Annotated in this window: 16 protein-coding genes; 1 reads left to right on the top strand and 15 read right to left on the bottom strand. The window is 63.9% G+C overall.

Going from position 1 to position 17,207, the window contains the following annotated elements; translation table 11 throughout:
* Positions 1-48 precede the first annotated feature (48 nt).
* The 14 genes from OKW35_RS34565 to ndk form a co-directional block, all read right to left on the bottom strand.
* Positions 49-1,200 carry an ATP phosphoribosyltransferase regulatory subunit gene (locus OKW35_RS34565; protein WP_429554424.1) on the bottom strand — a complete coding sequence of 384 codons (1,152 nt, stop codon included), beginning with the start codon at positions 1,198-1,200 and terminating at the stop codon, positions 49-51.
* A gap of 217 nt (positions 1,201-1,417) precedes the next feature.
* Positions 1,418-1,609, bottom strand: coding sequence for a DUF2065 domain-containing protein (locus OKW35_RS34560; protein WP_090800720.1), 192 nt, complete (start codon positions 1,607-1,609; stop codon positions 1,418-1,420).
* Between the two features lie 43 nt (positions 1,610-1,652).
* Positions 1,653-2,558, bottom strand: a complete 906-nt coding sequence (gene hflC, locus OKW35_RS34555; RefSeq protein WP_184057287.1) for a protease modulator HflC — start codon at positions 2,556-2,558, stop codon at positions 1,653-1,655.
* 15 nt (positions 2,559-2,573) lie between these two features.
* Positions 2,574-3,977 carry an FtsH protease activity modulator HflK gene (hflK, locus tag OKW35_RS34550; RefSeq protein ID WP_184057289.1) on the bottom strand — a complete coding sequence of 468 codons (1,404 nt, stop codon included), beginning with the start codon at positions 3,975-3,977 and terminating at the stop codon, positions 2,574-2,576.
* 49 nt (positions 3,978-4,026) lie between these two features.
* Positions 4,027-5,241, bottom strand: a complete 1,215-nt coding sequence (hflX, locus tag OKW35_RS34545; protein ID WP_429554423.1) for a GTPase HflX — start codon at positions 5,239-5,241, stop codon at positions 4,027-4,029.
* A 30-nt stretch (positions 5,242-5,271) separates the two neighbouring features.
* A complete protein-coding gene (hfq, locus tag OKW35_RS34540) occupies positions 5,272-5,508 on the bottom strand; it encodes an RNA chaperone Hfq (protein WP_006051315.1) in 237 nt (78 codons plus the stop codon).
* A gap of 175 nt (positions 5,509-5,683) precedes the next feature.
* Complete coding sequence (gene der, locus OKW35_RS34535; protein ID WP_187612662.1) at positions 5,684-7,021, bottom strand: ribosome biogenesis GTPase Der; 1,338 nt, start codon at positions 7,019-7,021, stop codon at positions 5,684-5,686.
* A 470-nt stretch (positions 7,022-7,491) separates the two neighbouring features.
* Entirely contained in the window at positions 7,492-8,637 is a 1,146-nt protein-coding gene (gene bamB, locus OKW35_RS34530) for an outer membrane protein assembly factor BamB (RefSeq protein ID WP_184057293.1), read from the bottom strand.
* Positions 8,638-8,716: 79 nt separating this feature from the next.
* The gene (locus OKW35_RS34525; RefSeq protein ID WP_090800729.1) at positions 8,717-9,346 is read right to left on the bottom strand and encodes a YfgM family protein; all 630 of its coding nucleotides are present in this window, start codon (positions 9,344-9,346) and stop codon (positions 8,717-8,719) included.
* Between the two features lie 66 nt (positions 9,347-9,412).
* On the bottom strand, positions 9,413-10,753 hold the full coding sequence (gene hisS, locus OKW35_RS34520) for a histidine--tRNA ligase (protein ID WP_429554422.1): 1,341 nt from the start codon (positions 10,751-10,753) through the stop codon (positions 9,413-9,415).
* Between the two features lie 21 nt (positions 10,754-10,774).
* Positions 10,775-12,091, bottom strand: coding sequence for a flavodoxin-dependent (E)-4-hydroxy-3-methylbut-2-enyl-diphosphate synthase (ispG, locus tag OKW35_RS34515; RefSeq protein ID WP_184057297.1), 1,317 nt, complete (start codon positions 12,089-12,091; stop codon positions 10,775-10,777).
* 85 nt (positions 12,092-12,176) lie between these two features.
* Positions 12,177-13,301 carry a helix-turn-helix domain-containing protein gene (locus OKW35_RS34510; RefSeq protein ID WP_429405238.1) on the bottom strand — a complete coding sequence of 375 codons (1,125 nt, stop codon included), beginning with the start codon at positions 13,299-13,301 and terminating at the stop codon, positions 12,177-12,179.
* Between the two features lie 212 nt (positions 13,302-13,513).
* Complete coding sequence (rlmN, locus tag OKW35_RS34505; RefSeq protein WP_184057301.1) at positions 13,514-14,665, bottom strand: 23S rRNA (adenine(2503)-C(2))-methyltransferase RlmN; 1,152 nt, start codon at positions 14,663-14,665, stop codon at positions 13,514-13,516.
* A gap of 210 nt (positions 14,666-14,875) precedes the next feature.
* Positions 14,876-15,301, bottom strand: coding sequence for a nucleoside-diphosphate kinase (gene ndk / locus OKW35_RS34500; RefSeq protein WP_184057303.1), 426 nt, complete (start codon positions 15,299-15,301; stop codon positions 14,876-14,878).
* Positions 15,302-15,569: 268 nt separating this feature from the next.
* Here ndk and OKW35_RS34495 point away from each other — a divergent pair, with 268 nt between their 5' ends.
* Positions 15,570-16,268, top strand: coding sequence for a Bax inhibitor-1/YccA family protein (locus OKW35_RS34495; RefSeq protein ID WP_018417558.1), 699 nt, complete (start codon positions 15,570-15,572; stop codon positions 16,266-16,268).
* 161 nt (positions 16,269-16,429) lie between these two features.
* Here the strand turns inward: OKW35_RS34495 and OKW35_RS34490 are convergent, their stop codons facing one another.
* Positions 16,430-17,203: an MBL fold metallo-hydrolase gene (locus OKW35_RS34490; protein ID WP_090800741.1), complete on the bottom strand. Its 774-nt coding sequence runs from the start codon at positions 17,201-17,203 to the stop codon at positions 16,430-16,432.
* Positions 17,204-17,207 lie beyond the last annotated feature (4 nt).

Raw genomic sequence — 17,207 nt, 5'->3', positions numbered from 1 at the left:
CGAACGTCGGGGGACGGGTCCCCGGCAGCGTAGATCGGAACGCGCGGCTCAAGCGCGCGGTTCAACCACCCATGCGCCATTGCGCTCGACCAGCACCCGGTCGAACGCGAATTCATCGAGATCGTGCTTGTGGCCAGGCAGCGCCTGGATTACCACTTCACCGCCATCGCGCAATGCCGCGACCGCCACGCGCAACGCTTCGTCGTGCCGCCACGGCGCGAGGATCGCGCTGCTGCGCGCTTCGACCGGCGAGATCCGCGCGACTTCGCGCAGATCCAGCGAAAAGCCGGTTGCCGCGCGAGCGCGGCCATAGGCCTGACCGACGTGGTCGTAACGGCCGCCGCGCGCGACCGCGTTCGGCACGCCGTCCACGTAAGCGGAGAACATCACGCCGCTGTGGTACGCGTAGCCGCGCAGATCGGCGAGGTCGATCATCACTTCGGCGCCGTCGACCTGGCTCGCGAGGAACGCGAGGTCGTCGAGCGCGCGGGTGATCGCCGGTGAATTCGGCAGACGCGCGCGGGCCTCTTCGAGCACCGACGCGTCGCCGTACAGCGTCGGCAGCGCGCGCAGCGCATCGCGAATCACCGGCGAGAATTGCGCGGTCATCTCGACAAGGCGCGGCACGTCCTTGCCGGCCAGCGCGTCGTAGAGCGCCGGGCCCAGTTCCTCGGCGGCCGGCTCGGCTTCGATCAGCGCCGCCAGCACGCCCGCGTGACACAGGTCCAGACGCACCTTCGCGAGGCCGGCGAGACGCAGCGCGTCGAGCATCAGCTGCTGGATTTCGAGGTCCGCTTCGAGCCCCGCGTGGCCGTAGATTTCCGCACCGATCTGGATCTGCTCACGCGTCGCATGCAGGCCGCGCGGGCGCGTATGCGCGACGTTGCCCGCATAGCAAAGACGCGTGACGCCCTGGCGGTTCAGCAGATGCGCGTCGATGCGCGCGACCTGCGGCGTGATGTCGGCGCGCAGACCGAGCGTGCGGCCCGACAGCTGATCGACGAGCTTGAAGGTCCGCAGATTCAGATCGTGCCCACCGCCCGTCAGCAGCGACTCGAGGTATTCGAGCAGCGGCGGCATCACCATCTCGTAGCCGTACGAGCGGAAACGGTCCAGCAGATGACGCCGCAATTCTTCGATCTTGCGGGCCTCCGACGGCAGCACGTCGGCGATATTCTCAGGAAGCAACCAGGTCGACATCGATACAGTCCTACGGCGTTGAACACGGCGTCTTGCAGCGCCGATGATGAGTGTGAATGACGTAGAGCGGCTTGATTCTGGCGGCTGACACAGACGCTCGGGCGGCGCTTTGCGGCACGCGCGCGACGCGCGGCGGCGTGGCAGGTCAGTACGCGTTTTGCTCGGGCCGGCAAAACACGCCGCAACACGCGGCGTTCATCAGACAAGCAAGCCGGCTTCAGGTCGCGATGAACAGTAGAACCAGCCCGAGCAACATCACGATGAGCCCTCCGACACGAATCTGATGCGGCGGTCGTTCCGCTATTTTACGGAACGTGTCGCGCCAGGCGGTTGGAAAAACGAACGGAAACATCCCCTCGATAATCAGCATCAGCGCGATCGCGAGCAATAACGAACCAGCTATGTCCATGCGAGTGAAGCGGCCGCGATGCGGATGCCGCGGCCTTCGGTAATCAGCGTTTGCGCGCAGCAGGCGCGGAAGCGTCCGGGGCGACGCCGCCGGTCGGGCTACGCATGAAGCGGAAGAACTCGCTACTGGAGTCGACCACGATCAGGTCGCCCGGCTTGAAGGTCTTCCGGTACGCCTGCATGCTTTGATAAAACTGGTAGAACTGCGGATCCTTGCCGAACGCTTCGGCAGCGATCTCCGCGGCCTTTGCATCGCCTTCGCCGCGAATGCCCTGCGCCTGCGCGAGGCCGTCGGCGAGCACCGCCTGCTGCTTCGCGAGCGCGTCCGCGCGGATCTGGTTCGCTTCGGCGGCGCCCTTCGCTCGCTCGTCCGCCGCGACCTGCTGGCGCGCGGCGATCATGCGCTTGAATACCGAGTCGGCCACCGCTGCCGGGAAATCGACGCGCGTGAGTTGCACATCCACGACCGATACGCCGAGCGATGCCGCGCCCTTGTCCATCGCACCGCGGGCCTGTTCGGCGATCGCCGGTTGTTTGGCGAGCGCGTCGGACAGCGTGAACTTGCCGAACGCGTCGCCGAGCGCGCCGCGCGACAGCAGCGCGAGCCGGTCGGGCAGACTCTGCGGATCACCCTTCGTTTCGGCGATCAGCTTCAGCGGATCGGTCACGCGGAACTTGATCACCGGGTTGACCAGCAGATCGGTTTTGTCGGACGTGACGTAATGATCTTCGTCGGGTGCGTCGAGCGACTGGATGCGATTGTCGACGAACGCGACCGTTTGCAGCGGCGGCGGCAGCTTCACGTGCAGCCCCGGGCCGAGCAGCGTGGGCGTCGCGTCGCCGCGCGCGGACAACACAGCCATATGCCGTTGATCGACGACGAACACCATCGACGTTGCCGCGAACAGCACGATGACGAGCGCGACGACGAGCGCAATGATTCGGTTCATATTCTTGTGCGCTCCTTATTGAACGTCGTCTTCGCGCATGCGATTGCGGAACGCTTCGCGCGAGCGCAGCGACGCGGCGCTCGGCCGGCTCGCTGGCGCAGGCGCGGAAGCGGCGGGTGCGGATGCGCCAGCGGCGGCGGAGCCTGCCGCGGCACCGGTCTCAGCGGCCGACGCGGCCGACGGCGCGGCCGCACTCGCCGCTTGCGGCGCGCCCGCGACAGCAGGACCCGAAGCGGCGGCGCCCGCCGCCGCGGCCTGGCGTTCGCGGTTCTGCTCGACGAGCCTGTCGAGCGGAAGATACAGCACGTTGTTGCCGTTCTTCGCGTCGACGAACACCTTGGTCGCGTTCGCGTAAATCTGCTGCATGGTTTCCATGTACAGGCGGAAGCGCACGACGGCCGGCGCCTTCGCGTATTGGGCGTAGACCTGGTTGAAGCGCTCGGCCTCGGCCTGCGCCTGCGCGACCGTGGTCTGGCTATAGGTTTTGGCTTCCTGGACCTGACGATCGACGTCGGCCTGCGCGCGCGGCAGAAGATCGGCCGCATAAGCCTGCGCATCGCGTTTCGCGCGTTCGTTTTCGTCGTGCACCTTCGCAGCGTCGGCGAACGCGGGTTGCACCTGCTCGGGCACCTGCACGCTCTGGATCGTCACGCCCGTGACTGCCAGACCGGACTGGTACTGATCGAGCGATTGCTGGATCGCCGCGATCAGCTGCTGGCGCAAAGTTTCGTGATCCTGATCGAGGATATCGCTAGTGCTCTGCGCGCCGACGATACCGCGCACCGCCGCCTGCGCGGCATGCATCACGCTCTGATCGGGATCGACGCTGCGAAACAGAAAGTCGTTCGGCTTGCGCACCTGGTACTGCACGGCGAAGCGCACGTCGACGATGTCGCCGTCGTGCGTGAGCATTGACGCGTCCTTCACGTTCGCGAGACGCACCACATTGCTACGGCCGATCTCGACCTGGCGGATCTGCCCGACATTGACGAACTCGTGGGACTCGAACGGAAACGGCAGACGCCAGTGCACGCCCGGCGCCGCGGTATAGCGATACTTGCCGAACTGCAGCACGACGGCCGCCTGGCCATCCTGCACGACGAACACACCGCTGCCGAGATAGATCGCGATCAGCACGCCGATCACGATGCCGACGCCGATGCGCGCGCCACGGCCGTTGTCAGGACGGCCACCGCCGACACCGCCGCCCCTGCGCCCGAAAATCCGGGACAGACGGCGATTGAAATCACGCCACATTTCGTCGAGGTCGGGCGGACCTTCACCGTCGCGTGCCGGTCGCTTCGGATCGTTCGGCCGTTGCCGGTCGCCGTTGCCGTCGCCCCGGCCCCAACGCGGATCGTTCAGTGAAAGCAAGGCGCGCATACGCAGCCAGATACTCCGCTCGTTGTAATCGTTCACCTGTGTTCGTTCACCAGAGTAGACAGCGGGTCAGTGCAATTGGAACGGGTCAGTGCCCGAGTTCTGGAACCTTGTGGTCGTCGCGCAGTTGCGCCGCGCGGTCATCTTGCGACGCATCGAACGGCATGTCGGCAAGCGGTTCGGCTGTAGCGATTTCGGCGATGGCAGCGCGCAATGCATCCAGCCCCTGCCCGGTGCGCGCGCTCAAAAAGACGCGCGAAATATTACCATACTCGTCCCGCTCGACCGCGTCGCCAGGGGCTGCCAGCTCTGGCACCGCGTCGATCTTGTTGAACACGAGCACCTGACGGATCGTGTCCGCGCCGATCGCGTGCAACACCTCGTTGACCTGATCGATCTGGTCGAGCCGCACCGCGCTCGATGCATCGACGACATGCAGCAGCAGGTGCGCGTGAATGGTTTCCTCGAGCGTCGCGCGGAACGCGGCGACGAGCTGGTGCGGCAGCTCGCGGATGAAACCGACGGTATCGGACACCACCACCTGCCCCGCTTCGTCGCCCAGATACACGCGCCGCGAGGTGGTATCGAGCGTGGCGAACAACTGGTCGGCGGCATACGCCTGCGCCTTGGTCAGCGCGTTGAAGAGCGTCGATTTGCCGGCGTTCGTGTAGCCGACGAGCGACACCGACATCGTCTGGTTGCGATGCCGCGCCCGGCGTTGCGTGCCATGCTGGCGGCGCAGCTTGTCGAGGCGGATCTTGAGCGCCTTGATGCGCTCGCCGATCAGCCGGCGGTCGGTTTCGAGCTGCGTCTCGCCTGGACCGCGCAATCCGATACCGCCCTTCTGACGTTCGAGGTGGGTCCACGCGCGAATCAGCCGGGTCGATAGATATTGCAGCTGCGCGAGTTCGACCTGCAGCTTGCCTTCGTGGCTGCGCGCGCGCTGCGCGAAAATGTCGAGGATCAGACTGGTGCGATCGACCACGCGCCGATTAAGCGCCCGCTCCAGATTGCGCTGCTGCGCAGGCGCCAGAGCATGGTTGAAGATCACGAGTTCGATGTCGTTTGCTTCGCACGCAAGGCGCAATTCTTCGGCCTTGCCGCTGCCGACGAACATCTTCGCGTCGGGACTGGAACGGCGTCCGGTGAGGGTGACCAGGGGGTTCGCGCCCGCGCTTTGCGCGAGCAGGCTGAGTTCTTCGAGACTGGCTTCGAAATCGATCTTGCCGAAGTCGATGCCAACGAGCGCTGCATTGATCAAATTGGAGGGTATCAAAATGACGCGGCCGGGAGTGATCGCCAACGGGCGACAGTGTGCCGGCCGCGGCGAGGGTTAGGACTGTTCGGAATCCGGGTGGAAATTCACCGGACGGGCAGGCACGACCGTCGAAATGGCGTGCTTGTAGACCATCTGGGTGACCGTATTCCGGAGCAACACGACGTACTGGTCGAACGATTCGATGTTCCCTTGAAGCTTGATGCCGTTGACCAGGTAGATCGACACCGGCACATGCTCTTTACGCAGTGCGTTCAAAAACGGGTCTTGTAACAATTGCCCTTTGTTGCTCATAGCAAACTCCGTATTTTTTTGCAGGTTGACTGAATTGACGGCGAAGAAAAAGAGATCCGCCGCCAACCGCTACACTATAGCTGATTTTCATTTCGACGCGCGGGCCCGGGACCCCCGGCCAAACCCAGCATACACGCGGGTTTCAGCCCAGGTTTAAGACCAGCTTCAGCTTGCTTCAGCCTTTGTCCGCGTAAGGGTTCGTCGACGATCTGAACTCTATTCGCAATGGAGTCCCCGTCAGCTTGAAAGTTTCCCGGAAGCGATTTTCGAGGTACCGCTTATACGTGTCGGTGATCGCGTCGAGCGCATTGCCGTGAATCACGATAATCGGCGGATTCTGTCCGCCCTGGTGTGCGTAACGCAGCTTCGGACGCACTGGACCGCGACGGCGCGGCTGCTGGAATTCGACCGCCTCGATCAGCGCGCGCGTCAGCTTCGGCGTCGGCAGCTTCGACATCGCGGCCGTGTACGCGTCGTCGACCGAACGCATCAGCGGCCCGATTCCGGTTTTTTCCGCGGCGGAAATGAAATGGAATTTGGCGAAGTCCAGAAATTTTAGTTTGCGTTCGAGGTCGGCTTTGGTGCGCTCGCGCACATGCGGATCGAGACCGTCCCATTTGTTCACGCCAACCACCAGCGCGCGGCCCTGCTCGACGACGAAGCCAGCGATGTGCGCATCCTGATCCGAGATGTCCTGACGCGCGTCGAGCAGCAGGATCACGACGTTCGCATCGGAGATCGACTGCAGCGTCTTCACGACCGAGAACTTTTCGATCGCCTCGAACACCTTGCCGCGGCGGCGCAGGCCGGCCGTGTCGATCAGCGTATACGGCTTGCCGTTGCGCTCGAAATCGACGTAGATCGAGTCGCGCGTAGTGCCGGGCATGTCGAACGCGATCACGCGCTCTTCGCCGACCAGCGCATTGATCAGCGTCGACTTACCAACGTTCGGCCGGCCGACGATGGCGATCTTCACGCCGCGCGCTCCCTTGTCTTCCTCGCTCTCTTCCGGCTGACCGGCATACGCGACTTCGAGCGCCTCGTTGATCATGTCGGTGACGCCGTCGCCGTGCGCGGCCGAAATCGCGCGCGGATCGCCGAGACCGAGTTCGTAGAAGTCGGCCGCGACGTTGGCGTACTTCATGCCCTCGGCCTTGTTCACGACGAGGAAGATCGGCCGGCCGACCTTGCGCAGATAGTCGGCGATCGACTTGTCCTGCGGCGCGAGACCGTTGCGCCCATCGACGATGAACACGACGACGTCCGACTCTTCGACCGCCTGGCGGGTCTGGCGCGCCATCTCGTGCAGGATGCCGTCTTTCGCGACCGGCTCGAAGCCGCCGGTGTCGACGACCAGATACGGCCGCTCGCCGGCGCGTCCTTCGCCGTAATGGCGATCGCGCGTGAGACCGGGCAGGTCGGCAACCAGCGCATCACGCGAACGCGTAAGGCGGTTGAACAGCGTGGATTTCCCCACATTGGGGCGCCCAACGAGGGCAATAACGGGTTTCATCTGATGTTGTTCACGGTGAAACGCGGGATCGCAACCGATCGCGCGCGTAGCGACGCCAGGCGGGCGCCACGGGGTGGCGTTCTGACGAAATTATCACGAATTCAGCCTGCTCCGGATGCGCGATCGATATGCGCATCCAGGCGGACGGGCGTGGGCTGCACAGACGCCGCCGGGGGCGCCTGCTTCAGACCGGGCTGCTCGACGGCTGACGCGCTCGTGTTCGAGGGCGTCTTTAATTTGCAAGGCCGTCGACGAAGCGCACGCGCCGCCTTGCGTGCCGGCGGCCACAGCCTCGATCCGACTTGCCGGACCAGCCCGTCCGGCGATTTTTTCTATTGAGCCTGCCCGATCACGCGACGGGCAGCGTGGCAACCCGACGCAGGAGCCGCACGCCAAAGCCGGCGCAGACTTCAATTAAAAAGCGCGCGGCCGGCAAAGCCGGCCTGCGCGCCTGACATCATCTATCGCGATCAGCGCGGACGATAGCCGAACAGGCCGCCGTCGCGCGTCTGTACGACCAGCGTGTCGCCAGCCAGCACCGGCGCCGCGGTAATCGCGCTGCCGTCGGTCTTCACTCGTGCGACGAGCGTGCCGTCGACGGTCGACAGGAAATGCACGAAGCCCTTGTAGTCGCCGAACACGGCCGCGCGGCCGAGCAGCGTCGGCACGCTCAGGTCGCGGTTCTTCAGCGTGTCGTTCTTCCACAGCACCGAGCCGTTGTTCACGTCGAATGCGGACACGACCGACCAGTCGTCGGCGGCGACCACGCTGCGCTCATCCTGCGCGAGGCCGGTCGTGCTCGAGAACGGCTTGCCCCACAGCGCGCGGCCCGAGTTGGCGTCGAAACAGCCAATCTGGCCCTGGAACGTCACCGCGCAGGTCTCCGAACCCACCAGCGTGGGCGGGCCGGTCACGTCGTTGATACGCTCGACCTCGGTCACGCCCTTCGGATACGACACCGGCGTCTGCCAGTAGGCGTCGCCCGTCTGCAAGTTGATCGCGGCGAACGAGCCGCCCGGGAAGCCGGCCAGCACGGCCGCGTCACCTGCGAACGTCATGCCCGACGACACGCGCAGGTTCAGCGGCACCGCGCGGTTGCGGAAGTTCCACTTCTGCTCGCCGGTTTGCGCGTTGAACGCGACGATCTGGCCGTCGATCGTGCGCACGATCACGAGGCCGTTGCCGACGAGCGGCGGCGTAATGATCTCGCCCGGCGCCTTCGCGGTCCACAGCTGCTTGCCGTCCGCGCCTAGCACGTAAACGTCGCCCTTCAAGCCACCGACCGCGGTGAGCGTGCCATCGCTGCCGACGCCCGCCGACAGATCATCGTGCAACTTGACGCGCCACACGTCCTTGCCCGTTTGCGCGTCGATCTTGGCGACCGTGCCATTCGTGCCGGCAGCATACACGGCATTGCCGAGCGCAACCGGCGAGAACAGGTAGCGGCCCGCCTTGCCGACGCTCGCCGACCAGGACTGCTGCACGTCGAGCACGGGTTTGAACTCGGTGAGCGGCGTCGGCACACGGCGCTCGTCTTTCGTGGATGAGCAAGCCGCCAGCGTGAGAACGGTCATCGCACAGATAACGGGCACGGCGTAACGTTTCAGCAGATTCATCGGTGGACGAAGCATTCAGGAAATTGGATTAAAGGAGACCGCCTTGCGGTCGTGGCTCGCGGCGCGCCGCGCGGGACGGTCAGCCGCCAAGCGCATCCAGCTTGAACTGGATCAGCTGGCGCGCCGAACTGTCGCTGTTCGACAGCGAGTCGAGCGCGAGCTTGTAGGCCGCGCGCGCGTCGTCGCGCTTGCCCTGGGCGGCGAGCAGGTCGCCGCGGCGGTCCGCCACGACGCCCTTGAAGGCATCGGATTGTGGCTCGGCCAGGAGCGCGAGGCCCTGGTCGTATGCCTTGTCGTCGAGCAGCAGCGATGCCATGCGCAGCTTCGCGATCTGCTTGAACTCGTCGTCCTTCGCGTGATCGATCGTCCATTGCAGCTGCGCTTTCGCGCCGGCTTCGTCGCCAGCGGCGTACAGCGCCTTGGCGGCGCCGAGCGCGGTCATCTGCGCGTAGGCAGTACGGCCGAACTTGTCTTCCATGTCGGCGGCGACGCGCGCAATCTGCGCCTTATCGCCCGATGCCGCGGCTTGCTGAACCTGGTCATACAGCACCGCGGCTTCCGCGGCCTGACGACGCTGCCAGAAATTCCAGCCGTTCCAGCTCGCGCCTGCCAGCAACACCACCAGCACGATCCACGTGGTCGCATTGCCCCACTGCGTCCACCATGCCTTCAGACTTTCAATCGATTCTTGTTCGTCGTGGTAACTCATCGCCCGGCGATTTCCTCATTCTTGCTACGTGTGCGTGTCGAGCCAGCCGGCCCAACGACATCGCGATCAGTCGTCGCCGTCTTCGGCGGATGCAACCATCGCATTGATTAGATATTCGGTCAAGTCTTCGGCGGGCACGTTCTGTTGCTCGTTCTTACCGCCGTGGGCTTGCGTATCGCGCAGCGGTTTCACGCCGACAGTGCCGTTGGCGATCTCATCTTCGCCGAGCACGACCGCGAACGCGGCGCCGCTCGCGTCGGCGCGCTTCATCTGCGACTTGAAGCTTGCCGACTGACCGTCCGCGCTGCAATGCAGGATCACGTCGAGACCGGTATCGCGCAGACGCTCGGCGATGATGAACGCCTGCTCGCGCGCGGTGTCGCCCTGATGGACCACGTACACGTCGCAACCTTCGTCTTCCGGCACGAGCTGTTCTTCCTTCAGCAGCTCGAGAATCCGCTCGACGCCCATCGCCCAGCCGCACGCAGCCGTCGGCTTGCCGCCGAGCTGTTCGATCAGCGGATCGTAGCGGCCGCCCGCCGCGACCGTGCCTTGCGCGCCGAGTTTGTCGGTCACCCACTCGAACACGGTCAGATTGTAGTAATCGAGACCGCGCACGAGACGCGGATTGATCGTGAACGGAAGGTTGTTCGCCTTCAGCAGACGCTGCAGAGCTTCGAAGTGCGCGCGCGATTCTTCCCCAAGAAAATCGATCAGCTTCGGCGCGTTCCGCGCAACCTCCTGCAGCGCAGGATTCTTCGTATCGAGCACGCGCAGCGGGTTCGTATAGAGACGGCGCTTCGCGTCTTCGTCGAGCACGTCCATGTGCTTTTCGAGATACGCGATCAGTTCGACACGATGCGCGGCGCGCTCTTGAGCGAGGCCCAACGAGTTGATTTCGAGCTTGATGCCAGTCAGGCCGAGATCGTCCCACAGACGCTGGCACATCATGATGATTTCCGCGTCCGCATCCGGACCCGCGAAACCGAGCGCCTCGACACCGACCTGGTGGAACTGGCGATAACGGCCGCGCTGCGGACGCTCGTGACGGAACATCGGACCGATATACCACAGACGCTTCGGGCCATCGTACAGCATGTTGTGTTCGATCGACGCGCGCACCACGGCCGCCGTGTTTTCCGGGCGCATCGTCAGGTTTTCGCCGTTCAATGCGTCGGTGAAGCTGTACATCTCTTTTTCGACGATGTCGGTCACTTCGCCGATACCGCGTGTGAACAGCTGCGTATGCTCGACGATCGGCGTGCGGATATTCTGGTATCCGTACGAACGCAGCATCGACTTGACGGTGGTTTCGAAAAATTCCCAGAGCCCGGCTTCCTGCGGAAGGATGTCGTTCATGCCCTTCACGCCAGACAGCTTCTCGAGCTTTTTCTTCTGTTCAGTCATCTGTGTTTCGATAGCCGGTTTTTAGTTGAGCGCGTCGGCGCGGCCATAGCGGCGCTCGACGTAGTCGCTCACGATTTGCTGGAATTCTTGCGCGATGTTCTCGCCGCGCAGCGTCTTCACCTTTTCGCCGTCGATGAACACCGGCGCGGCCGGATTCTCGCCCGAGCCCGGCAGGCTGATGCCGATATTCGCCTGCTTCGATTCGCCCGGACCATTGACGATGCAGCCCATCACCGCGACGTGCATCTGCTCGACGCCGGGATACTGGTCGCGCCACACCGGCATCTGCTGACGCAGGTAGGTCTGGATCTGCGACGCGAGTTCCTGGAACAGCGTGCTCGTGGTGCGCCCGCAGCCGGGGCACGCGATCACCATCGGCGTGAACGAGCGCAGGCCCATGGTCTGCAGAATCTCCTGACCGACGATCACTTCGCCTGTGCGCGACGCGCCCGGTTCCGGCGTCAGCGAAATACGGATCGTATCGCCGATGCCCTGCTGCAGCAGAACCGACAGCGCCGCGGTCGACGCGACGATGCCCTTCGAGCCCATGCCCGCTTCGGTCAGGCCAAGATGCAGCGCGAAATCGCAACGGCGCGCGAGTTCGCGGTACACGGCAATCAGATCCTGCACGCCGCTAACCTTGCACGACAGGATGATCTGGTCGCGCCCGAGGCCGAGTTCGACCGCACGTTCCGCCGAGCCGATCGCCGACTGGATCAGCGCTTCGTACATCACGCTTTGCGCTTCCCACGGAGTGGCGCGCGAGCCGTTTTCGTCCATCATCTTCGCAAGCAGGTCCTGGTCGAGGCTGCCCCAGTTCACGCCGATGCGCACCGGCTTGTCGTATTTGACCGCCGTCTCGATCATCTGCGCGAACTGCGTGTCGCGCTTCGCGCCGTGCCCGACGTTGCCCGGATTGATCCGGTACTTCGACAGCGATTCCGCGCAGCCCGGATAGTCGCGCAGCAGCAGGTGGCCGTTGTAATGGAAGTCGCCGACGAGCGGCACCATCACGCCCATGCGGTCGAGTTGCTCGCGGATCGCCGGCACGGCCGCCGCCGCTTCCGGCGTATTCACGGTGATACGCACCAGTTCGGACCCGGCTTGCGCCAGTTCCTTGATCTGGATAGCGGTACCGATCGCGTCGGCGGTGTCGGTGTTGGTCATCGACTGCACGCGCACCGGCGCATCGCCGCCGATGGTCACGAGCTGACCACCCCAGCGGACGTTGACCGCATGCGACTTGCGCCGCATCGCGGGGCCGCCGAACACCGGCTCGTCTGAAACGATCTTGCTACAGGATTGGGATTGAGCTTCGGTTTGCATCGAAAAACCCATTTACGCCGCACGCGCTATGCAAAAACGCAGCGCCTGAATTGAAAAAGCGCCGCGGACCGGTTGACCGCGGCGCGTACCGTATCTGTCAAGGCAGCGCAAAGCGCGCCACGTTGCCCTTGGCTGTCGCATATTTCGACGGATCGACCGGCTGGCCGTCGAGCGTCACCGACTCGAGACCCGCCTTGTTGCCGACCGTGACCTTGAACGGACCGACACCCGTCACTTGCTTCGGATCGCCGGCATGCACGAGGCCGGAGAACAGTTCCTTGCCGTTCTTGTCACGCACGCTGAACCAGCTGTCCTGCGTCACGCGCAGCGCGACGACCGCCTCGCCGAGCGCTGGCGTGACCGCCGGTGCCGACGCGTTCGCCACGACCGCCGGTGCAATTGCGCTCTCCATGGCGGCCTGTGCCCGAGCCTGCGAGCCGGCCGTCGGTGCCGGCGTTGCCGCTGTATTCGCTGCCGGGGCCGAGCCCGGCGCGGTGCCAGTGGCAAGCGGAGCCGGCATCGGCGTTGCCGACGCAGACACCGCATTATCCGCGCTCGCCGCGTTGTCAGCCGTGGCCGCCGCGTCGGGCGCCGATGCCCCTTCCGCCGCCGTCGCCGGACCCTGAGCGACCGCGCCCGAAGCCGCCGTGTCGCTGATAGTCGAACTATTCGCGCTTGCCTTCAGGCGCGCGAGCCACGCGGACGAATCACCGCCGTTAGTGCGCCACATCCCGAGTGCGATGACCGCGACGACGATCGCCGCAATGCCCCACAGCCACGAACGGCTCTTATGCCCGCTGTCGCCGAGCGACAGCGAAACCTTACCGCGCGGCAGATCCTTGCCCGATGACGCCGGCATCGACAGATTCGGCGCCGGCACGCCCTTCTCGCGACGCAGCGCCGCCGTAAAAGGCGCCGGATCGGCGCCCAGCATTTTCGCGTAGCTGCGCACGACGCCGAGTGCGAACGTCGTGTCCGGCAGATGGTTGACGTCGCCCGCCTCGAGCGCGCTCAGCTTGACGACCGACACCTTCAGCCGCGCCGACACGTCCTCGATAGTCCAGCCTTTCGACTCGCGCAACTGGGTCAAGCGCGCGCCAACCGCTGCCAACGAATCAAGGGCCGGCTGCACGACAGGCTGGACCACCGCCCTTGCAACGGGTGCCGGATGGCCATCGCTCGTGTCTGTCTCGTGCGGCTGCGGGTGCTGCGGCTCACTCATCCCAAATCCTTTCGCGTCGATTCTTTTAATCGTGCGACCGGACGGGCTCGAGCGTCACGTCCAAATCGCAGACCGTTTATAACAAAATGTGCGGCTTTGTGTACCGCTCCCGATCGATTCTGCAAACTTTCTTTTAATCGCCGGTGGCATGGGAGCATTTTTGCGCTCGCGGTATTTTCCGCCGAACGCCGACGCCCTGCCGCCCCTCGCGATTACACGGCGCGAACCTCAATCACCTTCGCCGCCTTCCCGGTGCGCTCAGCAAGACGCGTGCGGTCTTTGACCGCGCCGGCCAGCTGACCGCAGGCAGCATCGATATCGTCGCCGCGGGTCTTGCGCACAGTGGTGACCACGCCAGCGTCCATCAACACCTGCGCAAACCGCTTGATCTGTTCCGGCTTCGAACGGATAAGGCCCGATTCGGGGAACGGATTGAACGGAATCAGATTGAACTTGCACGGCACGTTACGCGTGACGGCGAGCAACTCGCGCGCGTGCGCCTCGCTGTCGTTCACGCCATCGAGCATGCAGTATTCGAACGTAATGAAATCTCGCGGCGCGACTTTCAGATAGCGCTCGCACGCCGCCATCAGCTCGCGCAGCGGATACTTTTTGTTGAGCGGCACCAGCACGTCGCGCAGCGCGTCGTTCGAGGCATGCAGCGACACCGCGAGCGCCACGGGCAGATCCGCGCCGAGCCGGTCCATCATCGGTACGACACCCGAAGTGGACAACGTGACGCGCCGGCGCGACAGGCCGTACGCATTGTCGTCGAGCATCAGGCGCATGGCCGGCACGACCGCGTCGTAATTGAGCAGCGGCTCGCCCATCCCCATCATCACGACGTTCGTGACGACGCGCTCGCCCTTGCCGTCGCCGCCCATCGCGCGGCCGCCAGCATCACCACGCGACGCGCGCAGCGCAAACTCAGCCATGCGCAACTGGCCGATGATTTCGCCGGTGGTGAGATTGCGGGAGAACCCCTGCTTGCCGGTCGAGCAGAACCGGCAGTTGACCGCACACCCAGCCTGTGACGACACACACAGCGTGCCGCGCGTTTCTTCGGGGATGTAGACGGTTTCAACGGCGTTGCCGTTTCCGACGTCGATCAGCCACTTGCGTGTGCCGTCCGACGAAACGTGGTCGCTGACAACGCCCGGCATCGTGATCGCGGCGCGCCCTTTGAGCTTTTCGCGCAAGGACTTCGCGAGATCGGTCATGCCGTCGAAGTCGGCAGCGTTGTATTGATGAATCCAGCGCTGCAATTGCTTGGCGCGAAACGGTTTCTCGCCCAGGCTGTCGCAATAGGCGACGAGCCCTTGGGCGTCGAGGTCGAGAAGGTTGACGGAGGGACTGCTCGTCATATCGAATCCTGCCATTTCATTGCGAGACTACGTTCATGCAACAAGCTGCATGAACGCCGTGCCCGTTCGCGCCCATTCCTGCTGCTTTTACCTTACTACTTTGCCGTGCAACGCGCGCGATTCATGCGATAAAACAACTCGGCTGCACGAAACGCGCCAGGCGGACACGGCTTACGACCGAGGCCACCGCCTGACCTCAGCGCGAGGCGCTCAACGCGAGTAGACGTTGACTTGGGGGAAGAAGAATGCGATTTCAATCGCGGCCGTTTCCGGTGCGTCCGAGCCGTGCACCGCGTTGGCGTCGATGCTGTCCGCGAAGTCGGCACGGATCGAGCCCTTTTCTGCCTTCTTCGGGTCAGTCGCACCCATCAGATCCCGGTGTTTCAGGATCGCGTTTTCGCCTTCCAGCGCCTGCACGACCACCGGACCCGAGATCATGAATTCAACGAGGTCCTTGAAGAACGGACGTGCTGCGTGCACGGCGTAGAACTTCTCGGCGTCAGCACGCGACAGATGAACCATGCGCGATGCCACGATCTTCAGACCAGCGTTTTCAAAACGGGTATAGATCTGGCCGATCACGTTCTTGGCCACTGCGTCCGGTTTGATAATCGACAGGGTGCGCTCGATCGCCATAAAAACTCCAAAAAATTAAGAAGTTACAGATTCAAATGAATCCGCTATTGTAGCATGTTCCCGTGCATCATTGCGATTGAACCCTTACAGCACTGAAAGGATCAAAGCAAAGGGCGCGAAATACTGGTAGCGTAGGCGATGTGGGCGACTGGAGGTATTGAAACTCCGTGCTGCCGCGCTAATCTTACGGATGAACGGTGCGCCCGCCGGCGCTTCGCAAATTGCCGTATCACCATCACGAAACACGCTTCCGAGGTAAGGAGAGATCATGAACGAACATCCGTATATGTTTGGCCGCAACGGCGCGGTCAGCACGGTCGAAACACGCAACCGCGTGCTACGGAATACCTACTGGCTGCTCGCGCTGTCCATGATTCCGACCGTGCTCGGCGCGTGGGTGGGTCTTGCCACCGGCTTCTCACTGTTCGCCGCCACCAGCCCCGCCATGAGCATGCTGGCATTCTTCGCGATCGCCTTCGGCTTCATGTTCGCGATCCAGCGCACCAAGGACAGCGCCGTCGGCGTCTTCGTACTGCTCGGCTTCACGTTCTTCATGGGGCTGATGCTGTCGCGCATTCTCGCGTTCGTGCTCGGCTTCTCGAACGGCCCGTCGCTGATCATGCTCGCTTTTGGTGGCACCGGTGTGATCTTCGCGGCCATGGCGACCATCGCCACGGTCAGCAAACGTGACTTCTCAGGCCTCGGCAAGTGGCTCTTCATGGGCGTGATCGTGATCCTGCTGGCTTCGGTCGCGAACGTGTTCCTGCAACTGCCGGCGCTGATGCTGACGGTTTCAGTCATGGCAATCGTGATCTTTTCCGCCTACATCATGTTCGACGTGCAGCGCGTCGTGAACGGCGGCGAGACGAATTACATCACGGCGACGCTGGCGATCTACCTGGATCTGTACAACGTGTTCGTCAATCTGCTTGCGCTGCTCGGCATTTTTGGCGGCAACCGCAATTAAGTTTGCCCGGTCGTGCGGCGTGCCCCACGCCGCACTCGACGCTCAAATTAGAAGCCCATAACGATTGCTCGTTATGGGCCTTTTCATTACCTGCCCACCCAGTGCATGGCGTGCAGCGCGACTGGACGCCAACCGGGCGCCACAGTCAGACCGTCACACAGTCACACCGTCAACCACGCGAAACCTTCGCTCTGCGACGCAACCACCACCTCCGTGGGAGCCGCGTCAAGCACGCCCGCCAGCGCCGCCTGCGCAAGTTCCGGCAGATTGTTCTGCTGGCTCAGATGCGCCGCGACCAGATGCCGCAAGCGCGAGCGGTCGAGCGACGCCAGGATTTCAGCCGCCGCGTGATTGTTCAGATGCCCGTGATTGCCGCCGATACGCGCCTTCAGCGACGGCGGATAACGACTGCCCGCGAGCATCTGCACGTCATGATTGCATTCGAGCACGAGCGCGTCGCAGCCACTCAGCACCGCGCTGATATGCGGCGTGGACGTGCCCACGTCGGTGAGCACGCCAAGCCGGCTCGCGCCGTTCGAGAACACGTATTGGAGCGGTTCGCGGGCGTCGTGCGGAACGGTATAAGGGAGAACGCTGAGCTCTCCGATCGATACCGCCTCGTCGCCCCACAGCACCTGCAGGTCAACATCGGCTTCGTCGGCGCCCACCGCGCGCGCGGTGCCCCAGCTCATGTACAGCGGAATCGACCACTTGCGCGCCAGCGTCAATGCGCTGCCGATGTGATCGCTATGTTCATGCGTAATCAGGATCGCGTCGAGGTGCTCGGCACTCGCGCCGAGCCGCGTCAGACGCCGCTCGACTTCGCGCGCGGAAAAACCGCAATCGAGCAGGACACGCGTGGTGACCGCACCGCTGCGCGCCTCCACCAGCAGCGCATTGCCTTCACTGCCGCTGCCGAGACTTGCGAAGCGCACGACC

This window comes from Paraburkholderia sp. MM5477-R1, from assembly GCF_050436385.1.
Lineage (GTDB): Bacteria > Pseudomonadota > Gammaproteobacteria > Burkholderiales > Burkholderiaceae > Paraburkholderia > Paraburkholderia tuberum.
Note: the sequence above shows the minus strand (reverse complement) of the source record. Positions and strands in the feature narration are given on the sequence as shown.